Genomic DNA, 13,085 nt, shown 5'->3' with positions numbered 1-13,085 from the left:
CATATGCCTGAGTTACCAGAAGTAGAAGGTGTCGTTCGGGCCCTCATCCCAAGAGTAGAAGGAAAAACCATTGATCATGTGGAACTTTCCAAAACAATTTATACATCTTGGGCAGAAGGAAAACAATGTATTGTGAAAGCAATGGAGCCAGAGCTGTTTGAACAAGCGTTACAGGGGATGGACATTGCAAAAATTACACGCCGGTCGAAATACATTTATTTTTATTTGATGAAAAATGAAGTGGATTATCTTTTTGTGAATCATTTAGGGATGACGGGTGCCTGGTTTGTCGTAGGAAGTTTGGATGAAATTACAGAAGCGAAATTTCGTAAACATTGGCATGCGATTCTTTATTTAACGACTGGTGAGCTTCTTGTGTATTCGGATATCCGAAGATTTGGCGAAATGCGGTTTATGGTAAAAGAAGATGAACATCCACCACTTTTACAAATGGCACCAGAACCTTTTGATGAAAAGGCATGTGATTATTTTCTTGCTAAATGTGAGCTGCCAAAATATCAAAATAAGCCAATAAAAGAAGTCATAATGGATGGACAGGTTATTTCTGGCTGTGGCAACATTTATGCAACAGAATCTTTATTTAAAATGAGCATTCATCCAGCAAGAAAAACAAATCGAATTAGTAATAAGAGAAAAATCGAATTGTTTGAAGTAATTCGGCACATTTTACAGGAAAGTATTGATAACGGAGGCTCTACTATTTCTGACTACCGTAATATCAATGGGGAAGCAGGCGGGATGCAACATCGTCTCAAAATGTACGGAAAGAAAGTTTGTTCGAATTGCGGCACTTCAACAAAATCGATGGTCATTGGTGGGCGAACTTCCGTATATTGTCCTCAATGTCAACATTAGCAAGGGTGTGGGGGATAGTATGATTATTGGGTTAACAGGTAGTATTGCAAGTGGGAAAAGTACGGTGGCGAAGATGTTAAAAGAATATAACATTCCAATTGTTGACGCGGATTTAGTCGCACGTCAAGTAGTGGAACCTGGAACAGAAACGTTGCGAAAAATTGCGGAAGCATTCGGTGCAGATGTCATCAGTGAAAATGGCGAAATGGATCGCGCAAAAGTAGGTTCTATTATTTTTCATGATGAATCAAAACGAAAAGTATTAAATGATATTATTCATCCAGCGATTCGAGCTGAGATGTTACGTCAACGTGATGAGTATGTAACAAATGGCGAAAAAACGGTCATAATGGATATACCATTGCTTTTTGAGAGTAAACTCCAACATTATGTAGAAAAGATTTTAGTTGTTTCTGTTGATGAAGAAACGCAATTAAAACGACTAATGGAGCGCAATCAATTAAGTGAAGAAGATGCAAAAGCGCGGATTCGTTCTCAATTACCACTGTCTGTAAAGGAACAGGGGGCGGACGCGGTAATTAATAACAACGGTACAATTGAAGATGCAAAAATACAATTAGAGCGCATTTTACGTGAGTGGAATGTCATTTAGCAGCGCTTCAATTAATTGGGCTGTATAATGCATCTGGAAAACCTCTACATTAAGTTGTAGGGGTTTTTCGTTTTTCGTTGTTGACGGAATTTACACGATAATTGGCGGAATAAAGTTGAAAGTTGGCGGGATTATTCCTAAAAATGGCGGGATTTAAAGAGATAATGGCGGAATTTCTGGCGAGCCGCCTTCACTTTTCTAGATGTCTAGTTCCAGGCGCTAGCTTTCTTGCCACTTCAACTTCCTTCGCACGCGCAAGCACGTTTGTCGGAAGTCTCCAGTGTCTGCGAAAGCTGGACGAGCGCCTTCCACTTTTCCTACTATTTTCTGAAAATAAGAACTTTTTATTTCTTGAAAGATTGTGTTCACCTTTTTAGTAATTGTGCTATACTAATTTGGAGAATAGATAACATAATGAATTGATATACAGGAGGCTTTATATATAATGACAGTTTCTATTGCAATTAATGGTTTTGGCCGAATTGGTCGTATGGTTTTCCGCCAAGCAATTATTCAAGAGGGTTTAAATATTGTAGCTATTAATGCGAGCTATCCACCAGAAACATTAGCTCATTTAATTAAGTATGACACAAATCATGGTAAGTTTGAGGGTACGATTGAAACTGAAGAAAACGCTTTAGTTGTAAATGGTAAACGCGTTCAATTAATTAGTGAACGTGATCCATTACAGTTACCTTGGAAACAAATGGGCGTTGATATCGTCATCGAAGCTACTGGTAAATTTAACGAACGTTCTAAAGCTGCAATGCACTTAGAAGCAGGTGCGAAAAAAGTTATTTTAACTGCTCCAGGTAAAAACGAAGATATTACAGTTGTTATGGGTGTAAATGATGAATTACTAGATATTTCAAAACATGATGTCATCTCAAATGCATCTTGCACAACAAACTGTCTAGCTCCTGTAGCAAAAGTTTTAAATGATACGTTTGGTATTGAGAATGGCTTAATGACAACAGTTCATGCTTATACAAATGATCAAAAAAATATCGATAATCCACATAAAGATTTACGTCGTGCGCGTGCATGTGCGGAAAGTATTATTCCAACATCTACAGGCGCTGCGAAAGCATTATCACTAGTACTTCCAGAATTAAAAGGAAAAATTCATGGTTTAGCTTTACGTGTTCCAACTCCAAACGTATCACTTGTTGACTTAGTAGTTGACTTAAACAAAGATGTGACTGTAGAGGAAGTTAACAACGCGTTTAAAGCTGCAGCTGAAGGTCCATTAAAAGGTATTTTAAACTATTCTGTAGAACCATTAGTATCTACAGACTACAATACAACAACGTACTCATCGACTATTGATGCACCATTAACAATGGTAATGGGTACTCGCAAAGTAAAAGTTCTAGCTTGGTATGATAATGAGTGGGGTTACTCTGCACGCGTTGTCGATTTAACAAAGAAAATTGTTAAAGCATTAGAAACAGTTACTGCATAAGCTTGTGAAAAGAATATCAAATTAAGGTTGAAGGTGGGAAACGTGTTTTCCTGCCTTTTTGCATCTTCTTAAACGGAATCAATTCATTTTTATCTTTATAGATGTAAGACTTTTGTTATAATAGATTTACTGAAATAATGGAACGGAGAATAGTTTAATGAGATGTCCAGCTTGTCAATATAACGGTACGCGTGTGGTTGACTCAAGACCTGTCGATGATAATAAAGAAATTCGAAGACGTCGAGAATGTGAATCATGCGCATATCGGTTTACAACTTTTGAAAAAATAGAAGAAACTCCTTTAATCGTAGTTAAAAAAGACGGTTCTCGGGAAGAGTTTAGTCGTGAAAAAGTATTGCGCGGTCTTATTCGTGCATGTGAAAAGCGCCCTGTAGCTTTAGAGACGTTAGAAGGAATGGTTATATCCATTGAAAAAGATTTGCGTAGAATTGGGAACGCAGAAGTACGCTCAGAAGAAGTCGGTGAAATGGTAATGGACCGACTAGCGAAAGAAGATGAAGTTGCCTATGTTCGATTTGCATCGGTTTATCGACAATTTAAAGATATTAGTGTTTTTATTGCCGAGCTAAAAGAATTACTACATCGACAATCTGATATTCGAAAATAGTGACCTGGAGGGGATAAAGTGGTTCATTTATATAAGGAGTTACAGCCTGCGGATCATTTTGAAATAAGTCTCCCCCATATGCTTTCTACAAACGAACGCCAACTGTTAACATTGTTTTATCAACCTTTAACAGGTCCCGAGCCAATCAGTCTGTATTTAACATTATGGGCTGAGGGGGAAGATGTACATACAGGTAGCTTGACCCATTATTATTTAATGAGTGTTTTGAATATGCCGATTGGGAAAGTTTTTGAAGCACGTATTGCACTTGAAGCAATCGGATTACTTCGAACTTGGCGGAAAGATGAACATGACAATCGCGTATTTATATACGAATTAATTCGACCATTAGAAGCGCACACATTTTTCCAAGATCCGTTATTATCGATGTTTTTATTTTCAAAAATAGGGGAACAAGCCTATCGAAAACTTCGAAAGCGTTTCGTTAAACCGCTTAAAAAGGATCATTATACAGATGTTTCTCGTTCTTTTATTGATGTATACAAGCCGATTCATACCAATGTGCCAAAAGAGTTAATGGGTGAAGATCAGAGTATACAATCGCAAGGGTACCCTTTTTATTTCGAGCAATTTGATTTTAATTTACTCATGTCTGGGTTATCTGAACAATTAATCCCTTCTAGTAGTATTTCACTTGAAGTAAAAGAAACCATTGCAAAGCTTGCATTTCTGTACCATTTATCGCCATTGGATATGCAAAAAGTTGTCATCTTAGCACTAGATGAAAATATGCATATTCATTCGGATAAGTTAAGAAAAGCAGCAGCCGATTATTACAAGCTAACGATTTCAAAAGATGCGCCGAAGTTAGAAAAAACGTTTGCAAAGCGTGAAGTGCCTACAAATGTAAAACTTTCTAAGGAACAAGAGCGGCAACATTATTTAGAAACGACGCCTCCTATTCAAGTACTACGCGATATTAATCAAGGCAAAGAACCATTAGCTTCATCAGTTAAGTTAGCGGAAGATCTAATTATGAAACATGGAATGCCAGTTGGGGTTGTAAATGTCCTACTTGAATATGTCATGCTTACAACTGATATGAAATTACCGAAAAATTATGTGGAACGAATTGCGGATCACTGGATGCGTAAAAATTTAAAAACGGCAAAAGAAGCAATGGAGTTAGCGCGCACAGAACGAGATAAATATACCGCTTGGAAAAATGAAAACGAAAAGAAGACAACTGGTACAAAGTCAAATACGGGTGGCTATAAAAAGCAACCGAGGGCAAGTAAAGAAATCGTTCCTGAGTGGTTTGATAAACGAAATGAAAAGTCTGTGAGCGAGACACCAGATGCGGCAAAACAAAAAGAATACGAAGAACGCCGTAAAAAATTGTTAGAGGCTTTAGGACAAGAGGATCAAGAGGTGAACTAAAATCGAACCAATTAACAATACATTAAAAAGAGTAATGAAAATTCCATCTTTTCAAGAACGTTATGATCAATTAAAGCGGGATGTATTAGAAAATAAGGAAGTTCAAAAGTTTTTAGCTGAAAATGATCAAGTAGTTAACATGGAAATGGTGGAACGAGGTTTACCGAAGCTACATGAATATATGAGCCAAAGTACAACTTGTTGCGGCTGCGATCATACAGACCAATGTACCAATTTATTAAATGGCTTTATTCCAAAATTGCAAATTATCCGTAATTCGATTGAAATTGAATATACAAGATGCCAACAGAAAATTATAGAAGATGAACGTCGCGAATCGGCCAATATGATTTCTAGCATGTTTATGCCGAAAGATGTATTACGAGCAAGAATTAAAGACTTAGCGATTGATAATGATTCACGCATGGATGTAGCAGAAATCGCGGCAAAGTTTATTAAAAATGTAAGAGAAACAGGCGAGCTACCTGCAAAAGGGCTCTATATTTACGGTAAATTTGGTGTAGGTAAATCTTTTGTACTTGGTGCAATCGCAAATGAATTGGCAAGTTTAAAGATTCGTTCCGTCGTTGTTTTTGTGCCTGAGTTTTTAAGTGAAATGAAACAAGCGATATCGGATAATACATTGCAAGAAAAAGTTGATTTTGTAAAAAAAGCCCCTGTACTAATGCTCGATGATTTAGGAGCGGAAACGTTATCTGCATGGACGAGAGACGAAATTTTAGGTACAATTTTACACTATCGTATGGCCGAAGAATTACCGACCTTTATTACATCAAATTTTGATTATGATGGTCTAGAAAATCACCTAGCGAATTCACAAAAAGGTGATGTAGAGGTTGTAAAAGCGGCTCGAATCATGGAACGCATTAAAGCGACAACCATTCCTATTCAACTTGAAGGTGCCAATAGAAGGCAGTAGAGAGAAAATTTTAATATAGTTAGTTGCATTTTTAATTGCTCGGGCGTATACTATCGTTATAATTTCAATAAAAAAGTTGCTTTGATGAGGACAACAAGTTTGTGAATCGACTTATAGAGAGGGAAACCATGGCTGGAAGTTTCCTAGTACGCGCACATACTTTACTACCTCGGAGCATTAGCGGGGATAATCCGTTAACGTTTATCGGTACGTTAAACCGACCTAGAGCTTCGTCTGAAAAGTTTTTTTCGGAAGGAACAAGGGTGGAACCACGAGCATACGCGTCGTCCCTTTGGTTAGGGATGGCGCTTTTTATTTTGGGGTAAAACTGGCTTACTTACACACATTAAATGCTTTATGTGCGTTTTGCGTAAAGTTATGTGCGATTTTTCAAAGTTTAAGTGCGGTTTTCATTAACTTATGTGCGAATTTTCCATTCAACTAAAAATAAAAGAACGAAAAAGGAGAACATCAACATGTCAGAAGTAATCAAATTAACTTTCCCAGATGGCGCAGTAAAGGAATTTGCTCGCGGAACATCAACTGAAGAAATTGCCGCTTCCATTAGTCCAGGTCTAAAAAAGCAGGCATTAGCGGGTAAATTAAATGGTACACAAATCGATTTAAAAACACCAATTGAAGAAGATGGTGCGATTGAAATCATTACACCAAAATCTGAGGAAGCTCTTGAAATTTTACGTCACTCTACGGCGCACTTAACAGCCCAAGCGGTAAAACGTTTATTCCCAGATGTAAAATTAGGTATCGGTCCAGTAATTGAAGGTGGATTCTATTACGATATCGATTCTCCAACACCAATTTCAGCAGAAGATTTACCAAAAATCGAAAAAGAAATGAAAAAAATCATTGCTGAAAACATCGAAATTGAACGTAAAAACGTTAGCCGTGACGAAGCACAAAAAATGTATGAAGAAATCGGCGACGAATATAAATTAGAATTACTTGAAGCAATCCCGGCTAATGAGCAAGTTTCGATTTACTACCAAGGTGAATTTTTCGACCTTTGCCGTGGAATTCATGTCCCATCTACAGGGAAATTAAAAGAATTTAAACTTTTATCACTAGCAGGAGCATATTGGAGAGGAAACTCTGATAACAAAATGCTTCAACGTATTTACGGTACAGCCTTCTTCAACAAAGAGGATTTAAAACATCATCTACAAATGTTAGAAGAAGCAAAAGAACGCGATCACCGTAAAATCGGGAAAGAATTAGAGCTATTCACTTTATCCCAAACTGTTGGGCAAGGTTTACCACTGTGGTTACCAAATGGTGCAACAATTCGTCGTATTATCGAGCGTTACATTGTTGATAAAGAAGTTCGTCTTGGTTATGACCATGTGTATACACCGGTATTAGGTTCAAAAAAATTATACGAAACTTCTGGTCACTGGGAGCACTACCAAGAAGATATGTTCCCACCAATGGAAATGGATAACGAAACTTTAGTGCTTCGTCCAATGAACTGTCCACACCATATGATGGTTTATAAATCTTCAATGCACTCATACCGTCAACTTCCTATCCGTATTGGGGAATTAGGAACAATGCACCGTTACGAAAGTTCAGGTGGTTTATCAGGTTTACAACGTGTACGTGGGATGACGTTAAATGATGCGCACATTTTCGTTCGACCAGATCAAATTAAAGAAGAGTTCAAACGCGTTGTTGAATTAATTCTTGATGTTTATAAAGATTTCGACTTAAATGATTACAAATTCCGCCTATCTTACCGTGATCCACAAGATACGGAGAAATACTTTGATGATGATGCAATGTGGGAACGTGCACAAAGCATGTTAAAAGAAGCGATGGATGACCTTGGCTTAGATTACTACGAAGCTGAAGGGGAAGCAGCATTCTACGGACCTAAATTAGACGTTCAAGTGAAAACTGCGATTGGGAAAGATGAAACGTTATCCACAGTTCAACTAGACTTCCTATTACCAGAACGTTTTGATTTATCATACGTTGGGGAAGACGGGAAACCACACCGCCCAGTCGTAATTCACCGTGGGGTAGTATCGACAATGGAGCGTTTTGTTGCTTTCTTAATCGAAGAATACAAAGGGGCATTCCCAACTTGGTTAGCACCAGTTCAAGTAGAAGTAATTCCTGTATCGAATGAAGTGCATTATGAGTATGCTCAAAAAGTAGTAGCAGATCTTCGTGCAGCAGGTATACGTGTAGAAATGGATGACCGTGAAGAAAAACTTGGTTACAAAATCCGTGAAGCACAAATGAAAAAGATTCCTTACATGCTTGTATTAGGGGATAAAGAATTAGAAGCTGAAGGCGTAAATGTTCGTCGATACGGCTCGAAGGATTCGGAAACAGTTCCATTTGAAAACTTCTTAGAAAAAATTAAAGTTGAATCTCACAAGTAAAGTAAAATAAAAGAAGGATGTGTCTTAGGTTATTGAGGCATATCCTTTTTATTTTGAAAAGAGGAGGCTTTTGGTATATATTTTTGGAAATGGATAGGAAATTAAAAGATAAAAATGTTGCAATTTTACATAAGAGAGAGGTGTTTTAACATGAAAAAATGGTTATTATCGTTTGCAGTTGTAGTTGTCCTCGCAGGTTGTGGAGGTGGTGAAGAGTCCACATCAACAGAAGAGTCAGAAGAAAAGGAATTGGACCTATCTAACGTAGTCACGGATATTGTCGATCCAAATGTGTCACTTGTTCGGGATGGTACATTTAATGATTATCCAACCCCAACAATTGGCGAGGCGTTCCAAGATTTTTTTGGAAATCCAAAGTGGCATTCATTTACAGCTGACACAGATGAAACAGTGGTAGAATTTACAGGGACTTGTATGTATCAAGATGTAGAAGTAGAAGCATTATTCCAATTTACGATTGATGAGGACACTGAAACGTTTGATATTAATTATCTGGCCTTTAATGAAGTCCCTCAAAGTGATCTAATTCTATATGGTTTAATTGAAAAGGTGTATGAAGGTCAAGAAGGTGAAGTGGTATCTGTCAAAGCAGATGATTACTATGAGGATGACGCTATTTACGATGCGCAGCTCAGTTTCTTTGAAGAATATCCAGAAATTTTGATTGGTGATGTCTTTACAGAAGAATTTTTTACTGATTTATACTGGGAAGATGCTGGAGATTTTGTTGTCGTAAGTGGATATTATAATGGTGAAATTATTCCTGGTGAAGAATCTTTTTTGCGATTTGATTTAGTGAAGGTAGACGACACATTTTATCGCATTGATGATGTTATGTATAATGATGAATGGGTTCCAAGTCAGGAAGGTATTAATACGATAATTGACGTAATTACGACACCTTTATATAACTGATGTTGAGTAATGAACCTTTCTCTAAATGGAGAGTATAAAAAACGCAGCTGTTGAAGTGCACTTCTGACGTATTTGTGTAACTCATATGTAATTTGATCCGTGATTTTCCACCATGATAAGGTGCACATAAAAAACGTGCTTTCCCAATTTTAATTTTCGTTAATTAACAGAAGGGATTAAATATAATAAAATTTGTTGACATGATTTATTAATGATGTTAAGATAATTTAGGTTATGAATACAGTTTGTGGTTGAAAGTAGAGGCTGCCCGCTTCTCACCTGAATGACGCACTTGCAGTTAACAGGTATGACACGTTGAATTAATTACGCTGACGAAAGCGTATGAATATATAGCGGGCGGACATCTTCTTGAAATGTCCGTCCTTTTTTTATGGACATACTTAGGAAGTGTACCGTTCAACCGGGCGTTTTTGCGATAAAACTCTTGTATTCGCGACACAACCTTGGAGGTGGATTCGTATTAGCAAAGACATGTATGTAAACGAAGGCATTCGCGCACGTGAACTTCGTCTAATCGATCATAATGGTGATCAGCTTGGAGTTAAATCTCGTAACGAAGCGTTAGAAATTGCCGCTCGTGCAAACTTGGATCTTGTCCTTGTGGCCCCTCAAGCTAAGCCACCAGTCGCACGTATTATGGACTATGGTAAGTTTAAGTTTGAACAGCAAAAGAAAGATCGTGAAGTTCGTAAAAATCAAAAAATCATCAATATTAAAGAGGTTCGTTTAAGCCCAACAATTGATGAACATGATTTCCAAACGAAATTACGTAACGCCATCAAATTCCTTGAGAAAGGCGATAAAGTAAAATGCTCATTGCGTTTTAAAGGTCGTGCGATCACTCATAAGGAAATTGGACAACGCGTTTTAGATCGCTTTGCTGAAGCTTGTGCTGAAGTTGCAACGGTTGAACAAAAACCGAAAATGGAAGGCAGAAGCATGTTCTTAGTTCTTCAACCAAAGAACGAGAAAAAGTAATATTGACGAATAGTTTAGGAGGAAATTCGAAATGCCAAAAATGAAAACTCACCGTGGCGCTGCGAAGCGTTTCAAAAAAACGGGCAAAGGAAAATTAAAATTTGACCGTGCTTACGGAAGCCACTTATTCGCTAACAAATCTACAAAAGCAAAACGTCACCTACGTAAAGCAAAAGTTGCTACATCTGGTGATTTCAAACGCATTAGATCTTTATTAACTTACATGAAATAATTAATTTTCATTCAGCCAAGGCTGAATGAAAATTAAGCCCCGGGCGGATGTCACAGATTTCGTAAAGGTATTGACTCGCGTAAACACGAGTCCGAAATCTGGACGCAATTACGCCAAGGCGTAATTGATTTTATAATATAAATAAATTGAACGTGATTTTATCAAACATTCGGAAGAAATAGCAGGAGGTAATTAGTATGCCACGCGTAAAAGGCGGAACAGTAACGCGCAAGCGTCGTAAAAAAGTATTAAAATTAGCAAAAGGTTATTATGGTTCGAAACATACATTATACAAAGTAGCGAACCAAGCAGTAATGAAATCAGGTCAATATGCATACCGTGACCGTCGTCAAAAGAAACGTGATTTCCGTAAATTATGGATCACTCGTATCAATGCAGCTGCACGTATCAACGGTCTTTCATATAGCCGTTTAATGCACGGATTAAAAGTTGCTGGTATCGAAGTTAACCGTAAAATGTTAGCTGACTTAGCTGTAACTGACGCTCAAGCATTTGCTCAATTAGCAGAAGCTGCGAAAAAAGCAGTAGCTAAATAAGAAATCCACATACTTATAAAAAGGCTGGTAGGGAGTCCCTATCAGCTTTTTTGCATACAAAAGAGATAGGAAAAGGGGGATCTTGTGGAATTAGCATTACTAGTATATATCGCAATTATGTCAATCATTCTTTGCATTTTTATGTATATCGATAAGTCCCGCGCCAAGAACCATGAATGGCGCATTTCAGAAAAATCTTTATTTACAATGGCGATTTTAGGAGGAGCATGCGGAGGTGTGTTAGGAATGTATTTATTCCGACATAAAACAAGACATAATTCTTTTGCATTTGGATTTCCATTACTTGCAGCACTTCATATTTTTATTATTGTGAGAGCATTCGCTATTTTTTAATAAGAAAAATGCGTGCTATGTCAAATAGCACGCATCATGTTCTATAATTACTAATATAGTAGATGATTTAAGATAGATGTTATTTCATCCATTGTGTATAAACACAAATTAGTAGCGTCTTCTGCAATTCCCACAACGCGTACCTAGATTACAACACCCACCAATATTGCTAGGGTTAACAATTTCAATTGTGCATTTAGTGCAGTTTCTTCCAGGGTTATTGTCACGTGAATTACGACCTCTGTCAAAATCCCCCATCACGCGGTCATTGTCACGATGTTTTCTGTTTCGATCGAAGTCGCCCATCACGCGGTCATTGTTACGATGTTTTCTGTTTCGATCGAAGTCGCCCATCACACGGTCATTGTTACGATGTTTTCTGTTTCGACCGAAGTCGCCCATTACGCGGTCGTTGTCACAACGCCTTCTGTTTTGATCGAAGTCGCCCATTACTCTACCGTTGTTACAACCACAGTTTCTTCTTTTACTCATTTACATTCACCTCCATTTCTATCTATAAATATGGAAAAATTGAAAAGTTCCTTGTACAAATAACCAATTACTATAAAAAATCTTTTATTATCTAATAAAGTGAAAATAAAAAGGATTGTCTACTATGCATAGTTCATGCAATGTTAGACAATCCTTAATTTGTTCGTTTTAAATTAATTATTCGATTCATTTTTCATTAACTGTTCAATCGGATTTTTCCAATTAATTTTTGCTTTAGGATAGCTCATTTGGATTTCCTTTTCTAAATATAAAAAATCCTCTTTCGTTAGTCCCTGAAGCTTCATCGTATCATGTACCCAAACAAAAATTGATACAACTTCAAATGCATGTTCCGTTGTTCCTAAATATTTCTCACCTTCAAATAAAGCACCTTTATATGAAATGAAAAAGTTTTTACGAACATTTTTTACATCATCATAAAAATAATATTGACCATTTTCATATGCTTCATCTAATTTTCGTTTAGGATCCGTCAGATAGCGAACCCCTTTATAGAATATATAAATAATGAGCGCAATAATTAAAAAGCGAAATAATAGAAGAGCCACGCAAAAAGTCCCCCTTGTAAAAACATTATAGTCTCCTATACGATTAGAGAGTAAGATAAGTTTCATTTTTTATAAAGAAATTGAGGGATATTTTTATGGAATTTAAAGAGCTTTTTGAAATGCAAAGACAATTGGACGCATTTATTGAACAAACACAAAATGTGAATCGGGATGTGTTTAAAGAAAAAGGGCTAGCATTAATGATTGAGTTAGCCGAATTAGCAAATGAAACGAGATGTTTTAAATTTTGGAGTACTAAAGGACCTTCTGAGAGAGCAGTTATATTAGAAGAGTTTGTCGATTCAATTCACTTTTTATTATCATTAGGAAATGAAAAGGGACTTACACTTGAATCATGGCCAGAAATCAAGATGCAGGAAGATTTAACAGATTGGTTTTTGCGTACGCAAGAAGCCATTTTAACGTTCATCCAACATCCTACAGAGAATGATTATCGGGAGGTTTGGCAATATTACGGTGTGTTAGCCTACAATTTAGATTTTACATTAGATGATGTGATAGGCGCATATATTGAAAAAAATGAAAAAAACTATGAACGCCAACGAACAGGATACTAATTATTTCATAAACCGAAATAATAAAGGTATAATAAGG

General features: G+C 36.9%; 14 protein-coding genes and 1 other annotated feature. Of the genes, 13 read left to right on the top strand and 1 reads right to left on the bottom strand.

The window, feature by feature from the left end; genetic code table 11:
* The first annotated feature begins 3 nt into the window (after positions 1–3).
* From mutM to EK386_RS01820, 12 genes are all read left to right on the top strand, one after another.
* Positions 4–876: a bifunctional DNA-formamidopyrimidine glycosylase/DNA-(apurinic or apyrimidinic site) lyase gene (gene mutM / locus EK386_RS01875; RefSeq protein ID WP_126657323.1), complete on the top strand. Its 873-nt coding sequence runs from the start codon at positions 4–6 to the stop codon at positions 874–876.
* A 19-nt stretch (positions 877–895) separates the two neighbouring features.
* Positions 896–1,489, top strand: a complete 594-nt coding sequence (gene coaE, locus EK386_RS01870) for a dephospho-CoA kinase (protein ID WP_126657322.1) — start codon at positions 896–898, stop codon at positions 1,487–1,489.
* Positions 1,490–1,934: 445 nt separating this feature from the next.
* Complete coding sequence (locus EK386_RS01865) at positions 1,935–2,954, top strand: glyceraldehyde-3-phosphate dehydrogenase (RefSeq protein ID WP_126657321.1); 1,020 nt, start codon at positions 1,935–1,937, stop codon at positions 2,952–2,954.
* A 157-nt stretch (positions 2,955–3,111) separates the two neighbouring features.
* Positions 3,112–3,582 (top strand): transcriptional regulator NrdR, encoded by a 471-nt coding sequence (nrdR, locus tag EK386_RS01860; RefSeq protein WP_126657320.1) that lies wholly within the window; start codon positions 3,112–3,114, stop codon positions 3,580–3,582.
* A gap of 18 nt (positions 3,583–3,600) precedes the next feature.
* Complete coding sequence (locus EK386_RS01855) at positions 3,601–4,983, top strand: replication initiation and membrane attachment family protein (RefSeq protein ID WP_126657319.1); 1,383 nt, start codon at positions 3,601–3,603, stop codon at positions 4,981–4,983.
* A gap of 10 nt (positions 4,984–4,993) precedes the next feature.
* Positions 4,994–5,923 (top strand): primosomal protein DnaI, encoded by a 930-nt coding sequence (dnaI, locus tag EK386_RS01850; protein WP_255508035.1) that lies wholly within the window; start codon positions 4,994–4,996, stop codon positions 5,921–5,923.
* Positions 5,924–6,399: 476 nt separating this feature from the next.
* On the top strand, positions 6,400–8,331 hold the full coding sequence (gene thrS, locus EK386_RS01845) for a threonine--tRNA ligase (protein ID WP_126657317.1): 1,932 nt from the start codon (positions 6,400–6,402) through the stop codon (positions 8,329–8,331).
* A 150-nt stretch (positions 8,332–8,481) separates the two neighbouring features.
* Entirely contained in the window at positions 8,482–9,267 is a 786-nt protein-coding gene (locus EK386_RS01840) for a hypothetical protein (protein WP_126657316.1), read from the top strand.
* 249 nt (positions 9,268–9,516) lie between these two features.
* Positions 9,517–9,663, top strand: a sequence feature (ribosomal protein L20 leader region).
* Between the two features lie 96 nt (positions 9,664–9,759).
* Complete coding sequence (gene infC / locus EK386_RS01835) at positions 9,760–10,266, top strand: translation initiation factor IF-3 (protein WP_126657482.1); 507 nt, start codon at positions 9,760–9,762, stop codon at positions 10,264–10,266.
* 31 nt (positions 10,267–10,297) lie between these two features.
* The gene (gene rpmI / locus EK386_RS01830; RefSeq protein ID WP_126657315.1) at positions 10,298–10,498 is read left to right on the top strand and encodes a 50S ribosomal protein L35; all 201 of its coding nucleotides are present in this window, start codon (positions 10,298–10,300) and stop codon (positions 10,496–10,498) included.
* A gap of 197 nt (positions 10,499–10,695) precedes the next feature.
* On the top strand, positions 10,696–11,055 hold the full coding sequence (rplT, locus tag EK386_RS01825; RefSeq protein WP_126657314.1) for a 50S ribosomal protein L20: 360 nt from the start codon (positions 10,696–10,698) through the stop codon (positions 11,053–11,055).
* An 84-nt stretch (positions 11,056–11,139) separates the two neighbouring features.
* Entirely contained in the window at positions 11,140–11,409 is a 270-nt protein-coding gene (locus EK386_RS01820) for a DUF1294 domain-containing protein (RefSeq protein WP_126657313.1), read from the top strand.
* 665 nt (positions 11,410–12,074) lie between these two features.
* Here the strand turns inward: EK386_RS01820 and EK386_RS01815 are convergent.
* Complete coding sequence (locus EK386_RS01815; protein ID WP_126657312.1) at positions 12,075–12,470, bottom strand: sigma-w pathway protein ysdB; 396 nt, start codon at positions 12,468–12,470, stop codon at positions 12,075–12,077.
* 95 nt (positions 12,471–12,565) lie between these two features.
* On the opposite strand from EK386_RS01815, the gene EK386_RS01810 reads away from it, so the two are divergent.
* Complete coding sequence (locus tag EK386_RS01810; RefSeq protein ID WP_126657311.1) at positions 12,566–13,048, top strand: dUTP diphosphatase; 483 nt, start codon at positions 12,566–12,568, stop codon at positions 13,046–13,048.
* Positions 13,049–13,085 lie beyond the last annotated feature (37 nt).

The sequence above is a fragment of the Lysinibacillus antri genome, assembly GCF_003977595.1.
In the GTDB taxonomy this organism is placed as follows: Bacteria; Bacillota; Bacilli; order Bacillales_A; family Planococcaceae; genus Ureibacillus; species Ureibacillus antri.
The sequence above is the reverse complement of the archived record's forward strand: the minus strand, read 5'-3'. Positions and strand labels throughout refer to the sequence as shown.